At 56.4% G+C, this 20,869-nt stretch carries 23 protein-coding genes; 12 read left to right on the top strand and 11 right to left on the bottom strand.

Annotated features, from left to right (window positions below):
• Positions 1 to 52: 52 nt before the first annotated feature.
• The gene (locus tag AC5EFR_RS22380; RefSeq protein WP_493577918.1) at positions 53 to 721 is read right to left on the bottom strand and encodes a dioxygenase family protein; all 669 of its coding nucleotides are present in this window, start codon (positions 719 to 721) and stop codon (positions 53 to 55) included.
• Positions 722 to 724: 3 nt separating this feature from the next.
• Positions 725 to 1,324, bottom strand: coding sequence for a dioxygenase family protein (locus tag AC5EFR_RS22375; protein ID WP_493577917.1), 600 nt, complete (start codon positions 1,322 to 1,324; stop codon positions 725 to 727).
• 74 nt (positions 1,325 to 1,398) lie between these two features.
• Between AC5EFR_RS22375 and AC5EFR_RS22370 the strand changes: the two genes are divergently transcribed.
• Positions 1,399 to 2,187 (top strand): IclR family transcriptional regulator, encoded by a 789-nt coding sequence (locus AC5EFR_RS22370; RefSeq protein ID WP_493577916.1) that lies wholly within the window; start codon positions 1,399 to 1,401, stop codon positions 2,185 to 2,187.
• A 5-nt stretch (positions 2,188 to 2,192) separates the two neighbouring features.
• Here the strand turns inward: AC5EFR_RS22370 and AC5EFR_RS22365 are convergent, their stop codons facing one another.
• Genes AC5EFR_RS22365 through AC5EFR_RS22355 form a run of 3 tightly spaced genes read right to left on the bottom strand, consistent with a single transcriptional unit; the run spans position 2,193 to position 5,578 of the window.
• Entirely contained in the window at positions 2,193 to 3,359 is a 1,167-nt protein-coding gene (locus tag AC5EFR_RS22365; RefSeq protein WP_493577915.1) for a cytochrome P450, read from the bottom strand.
• Entirely contained in the window at positions 3,356 to 4,237 is an 882-nt protein-coding gene (locus tag AC5EFR_RS22360; RefSeq protein WP_493577914.1) for a beta-keto acid cleavage family enzyme, read from the bottom strand. Before AC5EFR_RS22360 ends, AC5EFR_RS22365 begins: the two co-directional genes overlap by 4 nt.
• A gap of 3 nt (positions 4,238 to 4,240) precedes the next feature.
• Positions 4,241 to 5,578 carry an aspartate aminotransferase family protein gene (locus tag AC5EFR_RS22355; protein WP_493577913.1) on the bottom strand — a complete coding sequence of 446 codons (1,338 nt, stop codon included), beginning with the start codon at positions 5,576 to 5,578 and terminating at the stop codon, positions 4,241 to 4,243.
• 80 nt (positions 5,579 to 5,658) lie between these two features.
• Here AC5EFR_RS22355 and AC5EFR_RS22350 point away from each other — a divergent pair, with 80 nt between their 5' ends.
• Genes AC5EFR_RS22350 through AC5EFR_RS22315 form a run of 8 tightly spaced genes read left to right on the top strand, consistent with a single transcriptional unit; the run spans position 5,659 to position 13,133 of the window.
• The gene (locus AC5EFR_RS22350) at positions 5,659 to 6,825 is read left to right on the top strand and encodes a CaiB/BaiF CoA transferase family protein (protein WP_493577912.1); all 1,167 of its coding nucleotides are present in this window, start codon (positions 5,659 to 5,661) and stop codon (positions 6,823 to 6,825) included.
• Positions 6,822 to 7,700 (top strand): SMP-30/gluconolactonase/LRE family protein, encoded by an 879-nt coding sequence (locus tag AC5EFR_RS22345; RefSeq protein WP_493577911.1) that lies wholly within the window; start codon positions 6,822 to 6,824, stop codon positions 7,698 to 7,700. The genes AC5EFR_RS22350 and AC5EFR_RS22345 overlap by 4 nt, the downstream gene beginning before the upstream one ends.
• A gap of 4 nt (positions 7,701 to 7,704) precedes the next feature.
• Entirely contained in the window at positions 7,705 to 8,604 is a 900-nt protein-coding gene (locus AC5EFR_RS22340; RefSeq protein ID WP_493577910.1) for a dihydrodipicolinate synthase family protein, read from the top strand.
• Complete coding sequence (locus tag AC5EFR_RS22335; RefSeq protein WP_493577909.1) at positions 8,601 to 8,885, top strand: 2Fe-2S iron-sulfur cluster-binding protein; 285 nt, start codon at positions 8,601 to 8,603, stop codon at positions 8,883 to 8,885. The genes AC5EFR_RS22340 and AC5EFR_RS22335 overlap by 4 nt, the downstream gene beginning before the upstream one ends.
• A complete protein-coding gene (locus AC5EFR_RS22330; protein WP_493577908.1) occupies positions 8,885 to 10,285 on the top strand; it encodes an FAD-dependent oxidoreductase in 1,401 nt (466 codons plus the stop codon). The genes AC5EFR_RS22335 and AC5EFR_RS22330 overlap by 1 nt, the downstream gene beginning before the upstream one ends.
• Entirely contained in the window at positions 10,282 to 11,385 is a 1,104-nt protein-coding gene (locus AC5EFR_RS22325) for an NAD(P)/FAD-dependent oxidoreductase (protein WP_493577907.1), read from the top strand. Before AC5EFR_RS22330 ends, AC5EFR_RS22325 begins: the two co-directional genes overlap by 4 nt.
• Positions 11,382 to 12,158, top strand: a complete 777-nt coding sequence (locus AC5EFR_RS22320; protein WP_493577906.1) for an SDR family NAD(P)-dependent oxidoreductase — start codon at positions 11,382 to 11,384, stop codon at positions 12,156 to 12,158. The genes AC5EFR_RS22325 and AC5EFR_RS22320 overlap by 4 nt, the downstream gene beginning before the upstream one ends.
• Positions 12,159 to 12,191: 33 nt before the next feature.
• A complete protein-coding gene (locus AC5EFR_RS22315; protein ID WP_493577905.1) occupies positions 12,192 to 13,133 on the top strand; it encodes a 3-methyl-L-tyrosine peroxygenase-related protein in 942 nt (313 codons plus the stop codon).
• Positions 13,134 to 13,426: 293 nt separating this feature from the next.
• Here AC5EFR_RS22315 and AC5EFR_RS22310 read toward each other — a convergent pair whose 3' ends face one another.
• The 5 genes from AC5EFR_RS22310 to AC5EFR_RS22290 form a co-directional block, all read right to left on the bottom strand.
• Positions 13,427 to 13,753 (bottom strand): META domain-containing protein, encoded by a 327-nt coding sequence (locus tag AC5EFR_RS22310; RefSeq protein ID WP_493577904.1) that lies wholly within the window; start codon positions 13,751 to 13,753, stop codon positions 13,427 to 13,429.
• Positions 13,754 to 13,762: 9 nt separating this feature from the next.
• The gene (locus tag AC5EFR_RS22305; RefSeq protein ID WP_493577903.1) at positions 13,763 to 15,103 is read right to left on the bottom strand and encodes a serine hydrolase domain-containing protein; all 1,341 of its coding nucleotides are present in this window, start codon (positions 15,101 to 15,103) and stop codon (positions 13,763 to 13,765) included.
• Positions 15,084 to 16,427 (bottom strand): alginate export family protein, encoded by a 1,344-nt coding sequence (locus AC5EFR_RS22300; protein WP_493577902.1) that lies wholly within the window; start codon positions 16,425 to 16,427, stop codon positions 15,084 to 15,086. The genes AC5EFR_RS22305 and AC5EFR_RS22300 overlap by 20 nt, the downstream gene beginning before the upstream one ends.
• A gap of 269 nt (positions 16,428 to 16,696) precedes the next feature.
• Positions 16,697 to 16,861 carry a hypothetical protein gene (locus tag AC5EFR_RS22295; RefSeq protein WP_493577901.1) on the bottom strand — a complete coding sequence of 55 codons (165 nt, stop codon included), beginning with the start codon at positions 16,859 to 16,861 and terminating at the stop codon, positions 16,697 to 16,699.
• A 141-nt stretch (positions 16,862 to 17,002) separates the two neighbouring features.
• On the bottom strand, positions 17,003 to 17,563 hold the full coding sequence (locus tag AC5EFR_RS22290; protein ID WP_493577900.1) for a hypothetical protein: 561 nt from the start codon (positions 17,561 to 17,563) through the stop codon (positions 17,003 to 17,005).
• Between the two features lie 262 nt (positions 17,564 to 17,825).
• Between AC5EFR_RS22290 and AC5EFR_RS22285 the strand changes: the two genes are divergently transcribed.
• The 3 genes from AC5EFR_RS22285 (at position 17,826) to AC5EFR_RS22275 (ending at position 19,627) form a co-directional block, all read left to right on the top strand.
• Positions 17,826 to 18,158 carry a hypothetical protein gene (locus AC5EFR_RS22285; protein WP_493577899.1) on the top strand — a complete coding sequence of 111 codons (333 nt, stop codon included), beginning with the start codon at positions 17,826 to 17,828 and terminating at the stop codon, positions 18,156 to 18,158.
• Entirely contained in the window at positions 18,112 to 18,453 is a 342-nt protein-coding gene (locus AC5EFR_RS22280) for a hypothetical protein (protein ID WP_493577898.1), read from the top strand. Before AC5EFR_RS22285 ends, AC5EFR_RS22280 begins: the two co-directional genes overlap by 47 nt.
• Before the next feature lie 256 nt (positions 18,454 to 18,709).
• Positions 18,710 to 19,627: a hypothetical protein gene (locus AC5EFR_RS22275; protein ID WP_493577897.1), complete on the top strand. Its 918-nt coding sequence runs from the start codon at positions 18,710 to 18,712 to the stop codon at positions 19,625 to 19,627.
• Positions 19,628 to 19,761: 134 nt separating this feature from the next.
• On the opposite strand, the gene AC5EFR_RS22270 is transcribed toward AC5EFR_RS22275, so the two are convergent.
• Positions 19,762 to 20,697: a lysozyme inhibitor LprI family protein gene (locus AC5EFR_RS22270; protein WP_493577896.1), complete on the bottom strand. Its 936-nt coding sequence runs from the start codon at positions 20,695 to 20,697 to the stop codon at positions 19,762 to 19,764.
• Positions 20,698 to 20,869: the final 172 nt, after the last annotated feature.

The raw sequence follows: 20,869 nt of genomic DNA, 5'->3' as shown, positions 1-20,869 counted from the left end.
CTCATCGGTGATCTCAGCACGCGCCGTCTCTCTTTTGTCTGCGCAAAAGGGTTTACTCGAAGAACGTCGCGTTGCGCCCGCCCACCACGATGTCAAAATCGTAGGCTTCCTCGACGTCGGCCGTTCCCGGATCGCGGGGGGCTCCTATGTTGCGCTCAAAGGCATCGCCCATGAGGATCGCCATAGGGTCACTGGCATTGTTCGGCTCGCCAGGGAAATACATCTGCGTGATCAGCCGAGAAGAGCCGCCACTGATCGACATATGGATGTGCTTGGGGCGCCAACGACCGATGTCAGGTCGGGCCAGATAGGCACCCGGGCTGATCGCCCAGAACCGATAGCGGCCCTCATTGTCAGTCAATACCCGTCCGAGACCAAGGTGGTTTTCGTCCAGCTTAAGGCCTGAATGATCCTCGATGTGACGGTAGCGCCCGTAATGGTTGGCGCTCCAGACTTCTAGCAATGCGCCTGCCACTGCGCGGCCCGATGCGGTCCGTACGCGGCCGGTAACCTCGATTGGGACGCCAGCGGCGCGGGGGCGGTCCGGGGCCGTTCGGGTCATATCCCATTCGTGGGGATTCGCCGCATAACGCGCCGGCACCACAGGCACAAAGCTTTCGCGCGCCACTTTGGGGATCAACCGAAGCCGCTGGCGTGGGGTGCGCTGATCTGATGTGTTATCGGTTGGGCCGATGCCCAGAATACGTCCTTGCGTGGCCATGTCTCAGCTCTCCAGATCGTCGAAAAAGGGTGTTTCGTTGTCGCCGGCCATGATGATGTCAAAGACATAGACCTCGGCCCCGCTGGCAGTGCGGCCATCGTGGCGTGCAATCAGCTTGGAGGCGTCATCTCCGGCCGCCAGTAAAACGGGGTCGTTTTCATTGCCGTCCTCGGTGTCGAAAAATACCTGCGTCACGACACGATTGATCCCATCCGAAAAGATCGTCACCGTAATGTTGGCGGCGCGCCCCTCGGCCGCGCCCGGCATGATCGTCGGGAATTCATAGGCCCCCGTCACCGAACGCATGCGCCCGTAACCGTAGAACCAAGGGTCGATGTCGTCGCTGCCTTCGGTTGCCGGGGTGCGGTAAACACCCTTTGCGTTGGCCTGCCAAAACTCTATCACAACGCCGTTGGCCAGCTCTCCGTGACGATCAAGCACCCGCCCCCGCAGGATTATGGGCGTGCCAGCCGCCTCGGTCACAACACCCGGATCGAGACGGGTCAGATCCTCTAGCGCCGGGTCGGCGAAATAGATCGGGAAGTACGGCCCGCAGGTATCTTCGTTCGTGGCTGGTAAAAGGTTTGATGCCGGGTCGGTCATCGGCAGTCCTCCATTGTCATTGGTGCGTTTTGCAGATTAAACACATGAGAGCGTAACTCGGAAACCAATCGCCCATGCCCAAAGCGTCCAATCATGATGTCTATTTTGTCCCCGGCTTGCACAGGGGCCTTAGGGTTCTCGAAATCCTTGGTGCCGCTGAAACCCCTATGTCGCTGAGCGATATTGCCCGCGCGATGGAGCTGAGCCGGAGCTCGGCGTTTCGGCTGGTCTATACCCTGCGCCAGATGGAATTCATCCGTGAGGCCGAACAGGCCAATACCTATACCCTTGGCGCGCGCGTTCTGAGCCTTGGGTTCGCCTATCTGAACCAGCAGCCTATTACCGCGATTGCACGCCCCATTCTGGCCGGCCTGCGCGACAAAACCGGTGTTTCGACGCATCTGAGCGTGCTGGAAGGCGATGATGTTCTGTATCTTGTTAGCCATCAAGCTCGGTCGGGATATGTATCTAACATGCGCACGGGAACCCGCACGCAAGCCTTTGCCTCGGCGATTGGCTGGTGCCTTTTGGGGGCCAAGAATGCCACAGAGCTCGACACCTTTGCCGGGGCTCAAATTTGGCACCGCTTCACCGAACACACACCCATGGACCCGGCCAGCCTTGTGGCGCGTGTTGCTCAGGTCCGCGATGATGGCTTTGTTATTTCCCGAGGCTATCGGGAACCGGGTGGATCGAGCGTTGCCGTTCCGGTGCGTGACAATACCGGTGCGATCGTGGCTTGCGTGAACATCTCCGGCCCTGACAGTGGATTTGATTTTGAGCGCATGGAAAGCTTCTACTTGCCCCAAGCTCAAGGTGCCGCACTGCAAATCTCGCAGGCATTGGGATATGGTGGCCCCTGATTGCATTACAGCTTGACCCGCAAGGACAGCGGGCCGCGGAAAATGAAACCAGACCATTCATCCACGGTCGGGTCTTCTAGTGCCATGTTCGGAAACCGGTCAAACAGCATCGGCAGCATCACCTCGCCGATGGACATGCGCGAGAGATGCGCGCCCATACAGAAATGCGCACCATTCCCAAACGAGAAATGTCGCTTTTCGGCGCGGTGAATGTCGAAAGCATCGCCGTTTTTATAGTGATCTTCGTCGTGGTTCGCCGAGGCCTGAACAACCGACACACGGGTTCCGGCGGGCAGATCAATCCCATGTAGTGTCAGCGGGACCCGCGACTTGCGCGGACTGACCTGAATTGGGGCGACCCAGCGGATGGCCTCCTCGAAAACCTGCGCAAACAGGCTCGGATCGGACTTGACGTCAGCCAATTGGTCCGGATGTGTCAACAGACCATAAAGCGCCGTGAGCAAGGCATCGCGCGGTTCATTCACGCCACCCCCGATAGACACTTTGATATTGCATCTGATCCGGTCAAGGTCGCTACGCGTTGACATCGACGAGAGCACCGAGCCATCGTCGTCCTCTGCGATACGGGCAAGATTGGCGTCAATTGCGTGGTTGATCTCGATATTGGCCGCGTCGCTTTTAGCGAAGACCGCTTCGTTGCCCGCTAAGTTGCCTGCGCCATCAATCAGAACTTGCGACCATTGCACAACGTCATCGGCGGTTGCGCCCTGAAGGCCCAGCACATCGCGTAGGATTGCCCCGGCATAGGGGGCCGCAACATCAGCAAAGAGATCATAGGTTTCGCCCGGTTTCAGCCGATCCAGATAGTGACGCGCATGAACCTCTGCCCGGTCACGCCAGTCAGTCTTGATCTTACGCGCCGACAGACCCGGCTGAATCGCCATGCGTTCGGCCCGGTGCTGTTCTCCGTCCTTGCGCATCATCGAAGTCGCCTGAAAGGCGCGTTCGGCAGGCGTTGTTGTGTCCTCTGAGGTCCAAAGGTCAGACTTTTCCTTGGCCGCGCGTACATCTTCGGCGCGAGTCAGCAGCACACGACCAGTGGCCCTAAGTAGGGCAATGGGCGCATCTTGGCGCAAACGTTTGTAAACCGAGGTCGGATCACGATGCATATCCGCGATAGTTACATCCGATATGATCGGAAGAGAGGTCACTTGGCCGAAATCCCAAGGATGTCTCGGGCTTCATCGGGGCTGGCCAATTCGCCACCCAGATCACCAATGATGCGGCCCGCTTTTTCCACCAACTGCGCATTGCTTTCGCAATATTGCCCCTTGGCGATATGGGCGGTGTCCTCCATGCCGATGCGGATATGACCGCCGAGCAACCACGCCTGCGCCAGCATGGGAAAGGCGGTGCGGCCAATACCAAAGGCGGCCCATTCGGTGCCCTCGGGCAATTGGCTTACGAGGTAGGCCATGGTTTCAGGGTTCGCGACCGCACCAAAGCGCACGCCGAGAACCATCTGCACCATCAAGGGCGTCTTGAGCACGCCGCGCGCAACGAAGTCCTTGACCATATGCAGATCGCCGCTGTCGAAAATCTCGATTTCAGGCGTCACACCTGCCGCGTAGATTTTCTCGGCCATGATTTCGAGGTTGCGCGGCGCATTGATCACCGAAGCCTGCCCCGACCACATGGTGTTAAAGTCCAGCGTGCAGATGTCGGGCTTTAGCGCTTCGACATGGGCCACACGTTTTTCAGGCACGCAGAGGGTCGATCCGACGGCAGCAACCTGAGGGTTGTCATCGGATGGGATAAACCGCCCACCTTCACCGGTGGTGAGGTTCAATAGAACTTCCGTGTTTTCTGCGCGAATACGCTCGACCAACTCAGAATATAGGTCGAGCCGCATTGACCCCTTGGCGGTTTCCGGGTCACGCACATGCAGGTGCACAATGGCGGCACCAGCCTCGGCGGCATCAAGCGCCTGACGCGCGATCTGTTCGGGAGTGATCGGCAGGTTCGGGCTGATCTCCGGCGTCATCAGGTTACCGGTAATCGCCGCTGTCAGAATGGTTTTGCGCGCCATTGTTTATCCTCCCACCACGTCGGCCACGGCCTTTATGAGGGTGTCGAGGATCAAATCAATCTCGGCCTCGCTCGACGTGTAGGACGGTGCCAATAGAACGTGGTCGCCCTTGATCCCATCAATGCAACCCTGCGACGGATATGACATGACGCCCAGCGCCTTAGCAGCTTCGCCGATCCTAAGGGCGACCGCTTCGGCGGGATCAAACGGTACTTTTGTAGCCCGGTCCGCGACCATTTCGATGGTCCAAAACAACCCGCGACCGCGAATATCGCCAACATGGGGATGCTGCGCAAAGGCCTTGCGCAACCCGGCCTCTAACTGCTTGCCGCGCGCAACCACATTGCCCAACAGGTTTTCTTCTTCGATCACCTGCTGAACGGCCAAGGCACCCGCAGTCGCAATTGCATGTGACATATAAGTATGCCCATTCCAAAGCTTACCGCTGCCGGCTTTGATCACGTCAACAACCTTTTGTGCGGCCATAACAGCGGCGATCGGCTGATATCCAGCACCAAGCCCCTTGGCCATGGTCGTTAGGTCGGCGGCGATGCCTTCTTGCTCCAACGCAAAAGAGGTGCCGGTCCGGCCCATGCCACTCATCACCTCGTCGGCAATGAAAAGCACGCCATATTTATCACAAATTTCTCGGATACGTTTGAAATACCCCGTTGGCGCAGGCTGGGTACCCAAAGACGCCCCCACAACAGGCTCCGCAACAAAAGCCATCACGGTCTCTGCCCCCAGACGCTGAATTTCTTCCTCCAGCAGGTTTGCCGATCGCAGCGCAAAATCCGCCTCACTCTCTGTCTCATGCTTCAGACGGTAAGGGTAAGGCGCGTCGATGTGATTGACCTCGATCAAAAGAGGCGCAAAGGGGGCCCGCCGCCCCGCATGGCCACCGGTGGCCAACGCCCCGAGCGTGTTGCCATGATAACTTGGCTTACGCGCAATGATCTGACTGCGTTCTGGCTCACCCTTCTCAAGAAAGTACTGCCGGGCCAGCTTCAGCGCCGCTTCCATCGCCTCAGAGCCAGAACCAAGGTACATGACCCGCCCAGCGCCGGTCCCTTTGGGCGCGCGCGCCACAAGATGGGCGGCCAAATCCTCGGCAGGCTTATTTGTAAAGGAGCCCGTATGCGCAAAGGCGAGCGTATCAACCTGCGCCTTGATGGCCCCCCTGACCTTGGGATGATCATGACCAAGGCAAGACACCGCCGCCCCGCCGCAAGCATCAAGATACCGCTTACCAGCCGCATCAATAAGGAAATTTCCATCCCCAGCCACAACAATGGGCAGGTCAGAATTGAGGTCTCGATGAAAAATGCTGCTTTGGGCCATGGTTCTCTGATCTTACGTCTTGTATATAAACTCACGTTTTGTATATTAGACACAACTTCAAATCGCAAGGCTTTACTGACATGACGGGCGCATTAGACGGATTACTTGTTTTGGACATGACCCATGTTCTGGCTGGGCCGTTTTGCACCTACCAGTTAGCACTGCTTGGCGCGGACGTGATCAAGATCGAAGATCCGGCCAACCCCGATTGCGCCCGCGGGCGCGGGCCAGATGACTCGCTGAACGCTGAGGGCCTTGGGTTGAACTATCAGGTGCAGGGGGGCAACAAGCGCAGCCTTGCGCTTAACCTGCGCAGCGCAAAAGGGGTCGACCTGCTGAAATCGCTCGCGGCCAAAGCGGACATCGTGGTTGAGAATTTCACAACCGGCGCATTGGCCAACCTTGGGATCGGCCACGATGTTCTTGCCGAGATCAATCCCAAATTAATCCATTGCTCGATCACAGGATATGGCGACCGCGGACCACAGGCAGAGCACGGTGCCTATGATAATGTCATCCAAGCGACCAGCGGCACGATCAACCAATGTGGCGGGGTCAAGCCCGGCGTCTCCTTTGTTGATTATGCCACCGGATACGCTGCGGCCTTTGCCGTGACCGCCGCCCTGACACAACGCGCACAGACAGGACGCGGCACGCATATCTCGGTCTCTATGCTAGAGGTCGCGATGCAGATGATGGCCCCCGAAGCCGCCGCCGCCCAAAGCCCGGCAACCGCCAAACGTGGCAAAGAGCCGGGCATCGCGAGCTACGACACACAAGACGGCCAAATGATGTTGGGCGCATTCCACCCCGCGCAATATCGCAAGCTCGCCGCGCTTCTCGACGGACTGGGCCATCCGCTGCCCGCTTTGGCCAAAATCCACAGCTGGCCAGACGTTTGGGCTATCGACACGCCGACCAAGTCGGCCCTGCGAGACATTTTCATGACTGCGGATGCAGAGACATGGGTCGCACGTCTGCGCGCGGCCGAACTGCCAGCAGAGCGGATCAAGACATTGGCCGAAGCTGTTGCGCTCCCCCAACTGGCGGCGCGCGGCTATTTCCAACCCAACCCGGATGATCTGGGAACACCCCTTCCCACTACCGCCTTTCACATCGGCGGTCACGGGACCAAACTCCATCAATCGCCCCCAGCACTCGGCCAGCATTCCCGTGCTATCCTGACCGGGATGGGGCTAGACGAGCGCCAAATTGGCCAGCTTTTTGAAGCAGGGATTGTGACATGACCCATCTGACCGCAACCCTCTGGAGCGCCTTGCCAGATGACATGCATCATCGCGGCGAACCCTCGGCGTGGGCCAAGATGACCCGCCCTGGCCAGGCGATGCATTCCTTCCTAGAGGCCGCGTTCTTTGATGGAGATGGCAACCTTTGGCTGTCGGATGTGCCATACGGTCGGGTCTTTCGCGTGTCACCTTCGGGCGACTGGACCCAGATGCACAAAATTGATGGTGAACCCCACGCCATGCGCCTCGCCGCTGATGGGCGGCGCATTGCGGTGGACTACAAGCATGGCCTGATCGAGCTGACCAATGACACCTCCTTTGAGGTGCTTAGCACCGGTGAACCGACCCGCTTTCTTGGCCTGTCGGACATGGACTATGGTCCCGACGGTGCCCTTTGGTTCACCGATAGCGGCCGCACAAGCCTGAGCGATCCGCGCGGTCGAGTCTATCGCTGGCGCAAAGGCGATCTTCGCCTTGTGCTGGACTGTGTGCCCTATTCCAACGGCATTGCCGTGTCACCGGACAATGCCTGGGTCTACGTCGCCGCCACCCGCGCCAATCAGGTCTGGAAATTCTCGACCCGCCTGCCCGAAACCGGCGCGCCCATGGTCGGCACTTACCTCCAGTTTTCCGGTGGCCTAGGACCGGATGGGTTGGCCTGCAACAGCCATGGATGGCTTGCGGTGGCCCAAGCCCAAGCAGGTCGCGCCTATGTGTTTGACGCGATCGGCGACTTGATCGCCGACGTGCGCCTCCCGCGGGGGCAATGGACGACATCCGTCACCTTCGATCCGGCTGACCCCACCCGCCTTTTCATTGTTGACGCCCAATTCGGCTGCGTCTTCACCTGCCAAATCCCGACTCCAAGGACCTGATCCCATGCAAAAAGAAGACCTTCACGGCTATGTTCCCGCCATCGCGACGCCCTTTAACGAACGCGGCGAAATCATGGAGGACGCCTTTGTAGACCTCTTTGAATTTCTTCTGTCGCGCGGGGCCACCTGTATCTGCATCGCTGGCGACAACGGCGAAAGCTGGGCGCTGAACGCCGAGGAACGCGGCCGCCTTGTCCGCCTTGCCAAGGACACCGCCAAAGGCCGCGTGCCAGTGATGATGGGCATTTCCGCCCCTACCATTGATGCTTCGTTGGCCTATGTGCGCGCCGCTGAAGAAAACGGTGCTGACGTCTTGTTGTCCATGCCACAGACCTATGTCCTCAAGGCCTCCGAAGCCGAGCTGATGGCCCGTTTCGACAAAGTGTCGGCAGCCACCAAACTGCCGCTGGTTCTATATAACTCGCCCCGTCGTATGGGATTTTCCCTGACCATCGACCAGACCGAGCGCCTCTTGGAGAACCACAATGTGATCGGTATCAAGGAAAGCCAGCGCGACTTTTTCTATCACACACACTTGCTGCACCGCCTTGGCGACCGCCTGTCTGTGATGACCGGCCCATGCCACTACATCCTTCCCGCCTTTGCCCTTGGCGCCAAGGGCTTTATTGCGACGGGTCCGGAATTCACCGACTTGCTACCGTCTGAGATGGCTGCCGTCGGAAATGGTGCACCAGATGACACCTATCGCCACGCTCATCACCAACTGACAGTTCTCTATGAACTGCTGATGGGAACCGGCACTTGGCCTGCCTCCTTCAAGGCGGCTCTGAACCTGATTGGTCAACCGGCTGGCGTGCCGCGCGATCCGGTCATGCCCTTGGCAGAAGCCGACATCGACAAAATCAAGCGCACCTTTGACGAACTCGGTATCTCATACAAATGATCCGATTGGTTCCCAACCACGCGGCCCAAATCGAACGGACTGAAACGGTGACCTTCACCTTTGACGGCGCACCGGTTCAGGGCCACTTGGGCGAGTCGCTTGTTTCTGCCCTCACGCGGGCGGGGCATATGACCCTTCGCGAGGCACCCAACGACGGTGCCCCGCGCGGGGCGTTCTGCTGCATGGGGTTGTGCCAAGAATGCGCTGTCGTCGTTCAAGGCCAAATTGTTGAAGCCTGCCGCACGGACGTGTCGGCAGACCTAGTGGTTGAGAGGGCCTGATGTCTGATTTTTTCGACATAGCCGTTGTTGGTGCTGGTCCGGCCGGGGGCAACGCGGCCTTGGCCGCCGCCCAAAGCGGTGCGCGGGTTGTGATGCTTGATGAAGCACCTGCCCCCGGTGGACAGGTCTGGCGTGGGAAATCCGCCAGCATCCTGTTGGCCCCCGTGACGCCAGAAACCACTGCAGGGAATGCTCTGCGCACCGCCATTTCCAAAAGTCCAGCCACCCATCTGGCCGACACCCGTGTCTGGGACATCCGCCGCGATGGGGATCATTGGACCCTGCAAATTTTGCGCCATGGCGCGACCGAGCAAATCACATGTCGATCGTTGATCCTTGCGACGGGGGCGCGTGAATATGTGCAACCCATCCCCGGCTGGACGACGCCTGGCGTGATAGGTTTGGCTGGGGCGACTTCGCTTTTCAAACAAACGCTGTCACTGCCCGGCAAGCGCACAGTTGTGAGCGGGACTGGCCCGTTGGTGTTCTTTGTTGCCAGCGAAATTCGTCGTTTGGGCGGCGAGGTGGCCGCCGTGGTCACGCCAAATGCTCGCACCGATTGGGCCCGCGCCACGCCGTCGATGATTGGGCAACCCAAACTGTTGGCCCGCGGCGCAGTGTGGATTGCCGACTTGATGCTGGCGCGTGTCCCGATCTTGTGGGGTCATGCGGTGTCCGAGGTTGCAGGCAAAGATCATATTACGAGCCTCAAAACCGTCAATCTGAAACGCACCACGGCAGGGCCGGAATTTGCCGCTGATAGCCTGTGCCTTGGCAATGGGTTGATCCCCCAGATCGAGGCCGCGCAGATGCTTGGCGTTTCAATCCGCCATGATCCGTCTTTGGGTGGTTGGGTGCCCGTTGCAGCCGCCGACGGGGCGACCAATGTCAACGGCCTGTTCTTATGTGGTGACGGCTGCGGCATTCGCGGCGCAGCAGCTGCGGCCCTTCAGGGGGTTTTGGCAGGTACTCGGGGGGCCCGTGATCTTGGGTTCTCTGCGCCCTCTCCGTCCCTGCGCCCTTGGCGCCGGGCCGAACGCTTTGGCCGTGCGATGACCGCGCTTAGCATTCCGCGTTCCGACGTGCAGGCCCTAACCACGCGAGACACAATTCTGTGCCGTTGCGAAAGCCTAAGCCGCGCCGACATCAGTGCCGAAATTTCGACCGGTGCAAATAGCACCAATGCCGTGAAATCCGGCCAGCGCGCAGGCATGGGCCCCTGTGGCGGCAAATATTGCCAAACGGTGATTGCTGCCTTGATCGCGGCCCAAGCGGGTAAATCAACATCAGACGTCCCACCACCAACACCGCGCCCGCCCCTGCGCCCCGTGCCCTTGGGACAAGCCGCAGGCGATTTTGACTACGATGATCTACCTATCCCGAAACCGGCACCGCTATGACAAATGACACCGCATACGACATCGCCATCATCGGCGGTGGCATCATGGGATGCGCCACCGCTCTACGAGTCGCTGAGGGCGGCATGTCCACAATTGTCCTTGATCAGGGCGATCTTGGCCAAGGGGCGTCCGGCGTCAACGCAGGCACGCTTAGCCTGCAAATCAAGCGCGTGAAACTGATGCCTTATGCGCTTAAGGGCCACCATTGTTGGGAAGAGATGGGCGATGCTGTCGGCTTTGCGAAAACCGGTGGCTATACGCTCGCCTTCAATTCCCGCGAAGCCGAAATGTTGCACGAGCGCCAAACCCTTAAAGCCAATGCTGGTGCTCCGATTGAATTTGTCTCAAACAATCGCTTGCGGGCGGCTGAACCGAACCTGACCCAAAAGGTCGAGGCGGCAAGTTTCTGTCCTGAGGATGGCTATGCCAACTCCTCGCTCACCGGGCAGTATTACCGCGGCAAATTACGTGACGCGGGTATCCCCTATCGCGAAGGCTGTGCCGTGATGGACATTGATCGGGGCGACGGGTTCACTCTAACCACGCCGCAGGGCCCGATCCGCGCAAACCGTATCCTTCTGGCGGCCGGCGCGTGGCTAAAACCCTTGGCCGCCCTGTTAGATGTAGCTCTGCCGGTGAACGCGCGGGTCAACACCGTGTCGGTTACCGAACGTCTCCAGCCACTGATGAGCAGTGTGATCGGTCATGCCACGGGTCTTTTGACCATGAAGCAAAAGGCCAACGGCACCGTTTTGATCGGTGGCGGCTGGCAAGGGCTTGGCACCCCACAAGACGGGCGCGGCACCGTCGATACCGGGTCGGTTAAACCCAATCTTGCATTGGCTCAATACGCCGTTCCGGCCTTGGCCAAGGCACGCGTTTTGCGCAGTTGGACAGGGTTCGAGGCCAACGTGCCAGACTTTTACCCGCTTGCGGGCCCCCTGCCTGGCGTGCCTGACGCCTATGTTCTGGGCTGCGTGCGCGGCGGCTACACCATCGGCCCTTATATCAGCCAGCTGATGGGCGATTCCATTCTTGGGCGAGAGCCCGAAATGCCTTTGTTTGATCCGGGGCGCGACTTTGAAAAGGACACGATATGACACATGACCCAGCCCGACTAGACGGCAAACTTGCCGTTATCACAGGCGGTGGCAGCGGTATTGGCGAGGCAACCGCCCACGTTTTCGCAAACGCTGGGGCGACCGTTGTCGTCGCCGGACGTCGGCTTGAACCGCTGCAAAAGGTGGCCAAGGCCGTGGGCGGGCACGCGATTGCCTGCGATGTATCCGATCAGGCCGATGTGCAAAAGCTCTTCGCCCAAGCCAAAGACATCACCGGCAGCGTTGATGTTCTTCTTAATAACGCCGGTGGCCCCGGCCCCATCGCGCCGGTCGCTGACGTCGACATGGGCGACTGGGTAACCTGCATGAACATCAACCTTGTCGGGGCAATGTATTGCCTTCAAGAAGCGGCCAAGATCATGACCGCCCAAGGGTCCGGATCCATCATCAACATGTCGTCGCTGATGGGCATCCAAGGCTACCCGATGCGATCCGCCTATGTAGCGTCGAAATTCGCGTTGATCGGGATCACCGAAACCATGGCCCGAGAGTTGGGCCCAGTTGGTGTGCGCGTCAATGCTCTGATGCCCGGTGCCGTGTCGGGGGAAAACATGGACCGCATCCTAGCCCGCCGCGCCGAGGCCGAAGGCCGCCCCGCCGCCGAAATCGAGAAAGAAAACTACACCGATGTCGCCGCTCTCAAGCGCTGGGTCGGCCCCGAAGAAGTCGGCCGCGCCGCGCTCTACTACGCGAGCGATCTGAGCTCTGCGATCACCGGTGACAAAATGAAAGTGGATTGCGGACGCTTCTAGTCACGCGTCCCCCGCCTCTAAAGGAGAGAAACGATGAATGTTGAGACCCTAACCCTTCCCCTGCCCCATGATTGGTTCGCAGCAGAAACGGCCTTGCCAAAGAACCGTTTTCGCATGTCGCAATTGATGGCTGCCGGCGGGGCGATGCAGGGGCTTGCGGCCCGCGTGTCTCAGCCTATCGAGGCGGTGGACCTTGATCCAACCGAAAGCACCCTTGATGGGGCACAACGGTCTTTCGACAGTTATTTTTTGGTGAAACGCGCGGCGGGTGACCCTGTCGCTATGCTCCGATCGGCCATGGCGCAGGCCCTGCCAGTTTGCGTGGCCGACATCGAAGGCGGATCTGAGCTGAACGAAGACCAGTTGAAAATCCTAGCACTCGGCCTCCACCGTTTGGCCGATTGGGCGTTGTTCCCCAGCGACATGCCCCAACACACCGCTCCGTCTGTGCCTGTGGATGCGTTGTTCCGCTGGAAACAGCAGCACCAGCTCTTCTTCCTGATCATTCACGGCATGCTTTATCTTTTGCACGTATTGGAAGAGGCGCTAGACCGCGAACATGCCCCTGTGACGCAATCCATCCTCAGCGATTTCGCCGACCTTATGGAGGCGTCCGCCGTGGCCTTCCATCTGGCTGCCGATTTCTCGACCGAAGATTACGAAACACGTATCCGCCCTGACATGACGGCCCATGATCCACATTTCTCGGGGTTGTTTTACGCCGATCACAAAGAGTTGGTGACCAGCCTGCGGGTTCTCAAACGCGTGCCCAAGGACTTTGAAGAAGAACTGGATCGCATCAGCGAAGTCATCTCAGAAACCTATGACGTGCACGCCCGTGTGTGTCTGCGCTTTGTCGGCGAAACTTCTAGCCTTGCGTCCAAAGATGACACCCGCGTCGCCGCCGAAAGCATCCGGGGCAAATACGTCAAACGCACAAAGGTCATCGCCGGGCTCGCAAACCCGCGTGGCTAAAAATTGAACTTCGGCAGCCCTGTCCGTTGAGCGGACTTTGCTGCCCTTGGCTGCAGCTGCGCGAAAGTCCGGTATTGGGTTCAAGGGAGCCTTCCAGATACTCACCGCAAGTTGGGCGTGTTGATGATATGCATCTGGTTCGTTCATCGGCTTGAGAGGGCCACGCGGCACTCCGCCGTGTCCGAGATCAATCCCCTCCTCTAATGTTTCACCCAAGCGCCCATCGAATTCGACTGCAAACGGTGAAACCTCCTCACGGGGCGTTCCAGTACAATCCGATAGGATGGGCACCACTACCTTCCGTAGGCCTTTATGGCCTCTCCGCTTGCTATGGTGAGAATAAGCGCGCCGTTATTGTCTATTGTGTATCGCTCGACCGTTCCAAGAGCTTTCAGGAGGTTCTGCTCCTGCTCCATCAAAGCTTCGGGGCACACCATCTTGGTGACACCTGCTGATGTTAATGTGAGCGACATGCCATCTGCCGAGTACTGGCCGATCAGATTGTTGCAGCTGGTATTCCCCGCGAGTCGCCCTCCTGGCAGAAAGATCAGGCTGGCGGGGCTGTTGTCCACGACGCCACGGCCGGCAATGTCTTCGATGATCCACTCAGCTTCAACCAACCTCGTCAGCTAATCCTCTGCCATCAAATGATCCGCCACGGCCTGATAGGCTGGTAGAGAGGTGGGATCGATGAACCCGTTCTGCGCCTGGGGGAAGGACGAGAGCCGCACCAGCACCATCCGCGCCGTCGGATCGACATAGATCGTCTGGCCATGGACGCCACGCGCGGCAAAGGCCCCGTTGTCGTTGTGGAAGACCCACCACTGGCTAGTATAGCTGCCGCCCGGAATTGTGGGGAAGCCCGCGAACTTGGACGGGTCCCCCCCGGCGCTGATCTTGTCGACCACAGCGGAAGGGAACAGCCGCTCGCCGTTGATGGTGCCGCCGTTCAACATCAGGAGCCCGAGACGCCCTAGATCGCGCAACCCCGCGCTGATCCCTCCGCCTGCAAACGGCACACCTTTCCCATCGACGGTCTGATAGGCGACTTGTTCGGCCCCCATGCGACGCCAGAGTCTCTCCGAGGCCAGATCGGTGACCGACTTGCCGGTCACGCGGCTGATCATCCAGCCCAACATGTCGGAATTGATTGTCTTGTAGTGGAACTGGGCACCATGTTCGCCCTCGGGTTGCACCTGCTGGAGATATTCCCAGTACCCGTCGGGCCCCGCGTACCCCTCGGCTTTCGGCAGCGGGCTGGCCGCGGCGGAATAAAGCCAGATATCGGCATTCGGGTTCGAGTAGTCCTCGGAATACTGAACGCCAGTGGTCATATCCATGACTTCGCGGACCGTCGCACTGCCAAAGGCGCTGTCGCCGATCTCGGGGATCACATCTCGGACCAGAAGCGTGTCGTCAAGAACTCCTTCCTCGATCAGGATTTCGCCCAGAAGCCCGGTGACCGACTTGGTCATCGACATGATGGCGTGTTTGCCGTCATCCTCAAGGCACCCAAAATAGCGTTCGTAGACCACCTGTCCTTCATGAAGGACAAGCATTCCATCGGTGTAGTTGGCATAGAGCGACTCTTCCCAGGTCATCTCTTCTTCGCCATCCATCGGCATGAAGGTCAGAGCGTCAATCTCTTGCCGCATGTCGGCGAATTCGGCAGGCGGCAGATAGTCCAGCGGCACCGGCGCGCCAATACCGCGGCTGATCTCCTTAGTGGGCAGGAACTCTCTGAGATGGCAGACCGACCAGCGCAGCCTGGGAAAGCTGAAATACACCGAATCTGGCTGCGTGATGATTTTGTCGGGAGGCGGTGGAAAGCCCTGCATCCAGCCTATGACATTGGGATCGGAGTCCTGAGCCGAAAGCGGAGCGGGTTGCGCGATTGCGCCAGATGATGCGCCAAGAGCCATAGAAATCCACGTAGTCAGCGCGATAAGATTAGAAGTTGACGACGACATTGACAAATCCTCCGGTCCATGGGTCTGCGTCCCCGCCGACAACGTTGTCGATCCCCTTGCCGGGAAACGAGACCGAGACACCGGCCGTCAGGAATGTATTGCGGTTGATGATGCGGCTGTATTCAAGGAAAAGGTCATCCGCGAGATGCGCATCTGTAACGCCTGAGACCACATTCCCATTGATGTCTACGCGGGTCGCCTGCCCGAATTGGACAGGGCTGTTTAACTCGTTTGCCCGGATATGAGAGTATCTAAGGGTCAAGGTGTCCCGTTTGGTCGGTTGCACGCGAAGCGCCAACGACAACGCATTCACGTTCGAATTGATGAAGGTCGATGCGGATTTCGACCCTGTCGCCCAGGCGCTTGGGCTACCTTGATAATAGAGCGGATCAAATCGTTCGAGTTTCGCCGTGTTGGGATCGTCACCCGAGAAGGTTTGGAATCCCACCGTGAGGTACGGCGACCACGCCACATTTGCGAAGCTGTATCCGGCGACTACGCGACCAGCCCAGGCCTCCAGGTTGATCCGGTCGTTCCACTGATAGGCAACCTCGCCTGTGAAGTCCCAGTTCTCTAAAGCACCGGCGAACGGGTTTGTTTTGAAGTAGAGACCAAGTGTATTGGTGCCCTCCCGAGCCCCGGGGGTCACGGTTGGCGCACCAACCCCGCCGGGCGCAGCCTGCGGATAGGGCGAGTCTGAATTGAGCACATTCACGAAAGTCGCGCCAAGATATCCGCCAGCCGGATCGTCAAACCGGATATCGAGACCTGCAAGCTCGTTGTTTCCGTCCGTCGAAGGCAGCTCGTTCGGGTCAAGGTAGAAGGCCGTTCCGGTGACATCCCCGAAGGACAAGCGTCCGATGGCGGCCATCTCCCAGGCCTTGCGCGGGCCCAACTTCAGCGCGCCGCGCTCAAAGCCGCTTGTCGCACCATTCGCGATCAGCATCCCCGTGCCAAGCGTCAACTCACGTGGCCCAAGTGAGAGGTCATAAGATAAGCCCCCACCAAGATCGCCGCGGATCGCGAGATAGGCTTCTTCGAGCGTTGTGGTTCCGGTATCGCCGGTGTCGAAAGCGTCTGTTCCCCAGGTGTAGGAGGAGACCGCAGAGAGCTTGCCGTAAAACACTGCTCCGCTATCGAGCTGCTGCTCAAAGCTGAGACCGGGCTTGATATAGACTTCCAACCAAGCTGTGTCGGGGTCAAAACCACTGGTGGGCGCCGTCGTTGCGGCGAGGTCCCAAAAAAGATTGTCCTCAACGACAGCGTTCAACCCAAACTGGAGATGCCCGCGCACCTTTAAACCGTTCGCTTCATAAAACAGCATGAGATCGCGCCCTTGCGCGTGCGAGGCACTCGTTAGAGCACCGACCCAGATCGCACATCCAAGGATCCATTTGAGACCGCCGTGTGCCTGACGGTGGGCATTCCCTGCAATAATTCGCATCACGACCGCCCCAAGAAAACTCTAAAAAATATTGTCCCAAAGAATTACGTGGGACAATCGAATCGAGACAAGTTCAAACATATCACGAAAGCACTTTGGATGCCCAAACGTTCCACCCAAGATGAGCAATGTCCCGCAGAAACCCGTCCTCAAAATGAGCAAATCCAACGCTCAGAAATTTCCGACGTTGGAATGTCGGAAGTCAACAGCCTTGCTGCCATTCGTTCTTCTTGCAGCATCCGTTCTTCTGGGCTCGTTGCAGTCATCGGATGCAACGCAGCATCTTGGCTCTGAGACACTTTGGCATCCGTCACTCACGGCCCAATGCAGACTTTGATTGTGCAAGTTCGATGCTGCGTCGGCAGCCCGCAAAGCCGACATTCGCCGCGAACGCAAGATCAGGGTTCAAGCTAACTCACAGTTCGCGGACGGAGCCGACCTTGGGTATGCCGAGATCAAGCTGACTTGGGCAACCTGAGTGGTTGAACAAATCCTTCAATATGATCTGGGCGAGAATAGTGCTCCGCAAGGTACGAAAGCACTCGCCAATTTAGATCGACTGCCCAACGTGTCTTGGCATTTGTGAACACACGATCCTCGTCTCGGTGAACGTTCGGAATGTTCACGTCCAACTGAATGTGGATTTTGTTTCGATATTTTCGGAGCTTGTGCAGGTCGTCATAAACGTCCGCACCCATTCCATCTAAGATTTGATATTTTCGCAAATTGTCGATCACCACGGCAAATTTGTCGATTTGCTTATCTTCGATCTCTTGCCGATCTGCTTCCACCACGTTCGGGACGCCTTCATGATTATAGTTTTGAGCCCGGTAAAAGATTTGAATGGCGGCGACCTCAATCAAAGAGGCCGCTTGAAGAAGAATCGGCTTGTTGAACTTGCCGTTTTCGTTCGCTTCCACCAAATTACTCAGAAGTTCAGAGTTGTAACCGGCGTTGTCGCCTGCTTTGAAATCCCCGAAGATGTTGCATTCCAGCTCCTCAAAATCAAAAAGCATCAATCAATCCATTCTTAAAGAGGCCAAGCATTCCGAATTGAGCAACTGCTATAAGCTAGCGCTAGAACATCTTGCACCAAAATACACTCTGGTCTCGTTGTTGTCATTAGATCGTCCGCAGCAACCTCACCTGCCAAGTCTCACGGCACTAGCAAGGCCCGGCCCATTGCGGCCATTGGTTCGAGTGGATCCTGCTGCAGCGCAGCTTCACAATAGCAGACGTTGGCTTGCGCTTCAGTTGGCGACACGCAATGCTGTTTCCATGATCAAAGATAGATACGATAAAATTCTGTTTTCTGAAGGCTCTGTAGCAGTGTTCGATATCGCGCTGAACTATGATTCAGAGCTTTTTGAGGACACAGTTGGTTGGAAGTTGCGAGATTTTGACCGGGAAAAATATTCAACGGCATATGAAGTTGATTTCGGAGCTGGTGCGGATTGGCCAATGGTCGCCTATGAGGTCCTAGGGTTGCTTCCATACTCAGCAGTGACAGCCATATTCTTTATGGGCGATAGGATAGAGAAATCGGTCTTGTCTTGGACAACGGATGGCATCGACGCTTCTTGCTTGCATTCCCCAAAAGGGCTTCACTGATGCAAACGGCGCGGCATTACTAGCTCTGGAAAAACTCTTTGAGCAGTCCAGCGGTAGCTCGGCACGGCTGATCGCATACACTTGGATAGATGAAGAGGCCATGTTCTTTGATGAACCTGACAAGGCCGCAGCTGCTTTTGCGGTTATCAAACAAATGGAAGAAATCCAGCCACGAGACCAACAGTTCGGCGTTGGTTTGCGCTCAACCCCGACCTTTCTTTTCAAATTTGAAGCCGATGATGGTATATTCTTGGCGGTTGTTACACTGAGTGAAGTGCAGATTCTGAAGCTTTAACAAAGCAAGAAACTGAATGTCTCAGGCACTAGACGGCCCAGAGCAGGCATCCGGTTAGGCTCCTATCGTTGCGGTGCGGCTTACCCAAAGCTGACATTGCACTATCTGACTTGTTTCGTACTTGTTAGAGCTGATATCCTGGCTCAATAAGGAGCTCCAAATTGACAGCGCCAGTTAGTAACCCACAAATCGATTTTGCAAAACGCCATATCAAGACTGGACTATCACGTTTGATGCATATTCAGCATTGATACGGTTGGATGGTCTGGTCGAAGAGGCCAAAACTCTAGATCAAGAACTTGCCCCGTATTTAGAGAAAAAATGGTATCCAGCCTTTTTCGAATTTTCCTCGTATTATCAAGTTGGTTTTGTGACATGTTTGGAATGGCATGCAAAATCCAGACTCTTTGACCTCTTGGACTATTTTCCAAACTTGATTGGGCCTGAAGACATCAAACAGTCCCTAACAAACCCTAAGTTATTAGGTATGGCATCTGAACGGCTAACAATCCCTCATTTGATTGCCAGGTCGAGCAGAATTTCCACACTGCAAAAATACATAACGGTGTTTGAACGCGTATTAGATGCAATCGGTTGTAAACAGAAATTAGCTAATGTTCTCAATGCAGAACGAGGCGAAGAGGGCAGCAATGCAAAAGTGCTAGGTGAACTGTACAGTGCCCGAAACTCTCTTGTTCATGAGATTTCAATTAACGACATTGGTCACCCCAACATCAGAGATTTTAAGAACCTAAATGAAGTAGTCCAGATAGGTGAAATTGTTCGAGATGTCATTCAATCAATTGAGACAGAGATATCGAAGCACGCACCGTTTGATTTTCCAAACCTTCTGAATCCAGATCACGACAGCGTTACGAAAATTGAGGTGCTTGCACGAAAGATCAGAGAAGCAGAAGAGCAGATTCGAAAATCCTTACTAGAAGATGGTGACGACGGCGCATGCAGTGTGCAGGATTGGGATAGCCTACTCCAAAAGTCACACGAATATATCGAGTATGAAACCGAATTTATCGAAAAACTTGGCTTACCTGGTCGGCAATACTACGATGCTCGAGATACCATTCTCGAGACGTTACTTGAGCGCCGTTTTGACTATCTGAAACTTTTCAAGCAAGAAACCGTTGGTGATGATGATGAATTGCACCCAGAGTAGGTCTGTCAGTTTGAGGTGCCCCTAGTTTCCTAGACACCTGCCTTTTCTAGTTTGTGCTCTCTTTCTTCGATGTCAACAGGCGACAACATGCCATTGATTGAAGTCACAAACGCTTAACTCGCACCGGCTGACCTTCAATCCATCCAATCTTCAATAGCGCTTTTGAATTGAGCAACTCGGCGGTGCATCAAGTCCTCTTTCGCCGATGCCCAAAGCATGGGATACATTGACCCGCCTTTAACCTGTGAAGCGATCATCGTAGCCTCGAGATCTGCAAATTCCATCCATTTTGCGTGGGATTCTTTTAACAAATCTGTGTTCACTCCTGAAAGTCCAGCAACCAGATCAAGGGTCATTTTCAGGTCGTTTGAAGCATCATCAAGCTTGCTACTAGCATCAATATTCATTGCTATCTGGGTTCGCGGCACAGAACCATGCAGCTCTGCAACTACGACCCAATCGCAGGCATCAATGAAATTTCTGGCTGCTTCGCAAAACACTGTTGCATCCGTTTTTTGAATTGCTGGGCAATCTGGAAGTTCATGCGTCAAGACATGTCTGGCTTCAAACATTCGCGCTAAAGCTCCAATTGTCTGATCATAATCCCTTAGAATTGGATCCAAGGGCCAACTTTCAGTTTCTTCGGACCAACGTGGGTGTGAAGTCCGCAACTTATGACCAAAATCGACGATTAGAGTTGAGAAAGCAGACATCACCGCGTCGATGCCATTAATTGAAACAGTATGAGCAACGAAATCACCGATCGAGAGCTTTTGACCTGACAAGTGTGCAGCGAAAACCAAGTCCAATTTTGCATTCTTGGCTAATTTACCTGCAGATTCCAGATATGTGCCTCCTGTATCGATTAGTTCCCGAACGATTTCACGAGTATAAACCTCGACACAGGTTGTAATCCGCATCGGTATGAACTCTGCTAAGTATGGTTCCGGTGATGCATTCCAGGCTCGTTCCAGATCAGTTATTCGCGTTTGAATTTCAAAGGCAATACCTGATTGCAGACCGCGTCTTTGCTTCCACTCAAGAATTTGGCTAGGGGTTGGCTGTCGCAACGACTTTCCTTTCAATAGGCATCAAAACGCTTGATGCCACTCAAACCGCATTATCGCCTTTGAACAAGTCGAACTCGCGGGTGTGGCAGAAACAAACTTCCGCTTTATGTTGGTTATGTCGATATATTCGCGAACGCAGCGAAAGTCTGGTTTCCGCCCTTATTGAATGACT

It is taken from the genome of Pelagimonas sp., from assembly GCF_058892305.1.
This window is presented reverse-complemented; position numbering and strand designations above follow the sequence as displayed.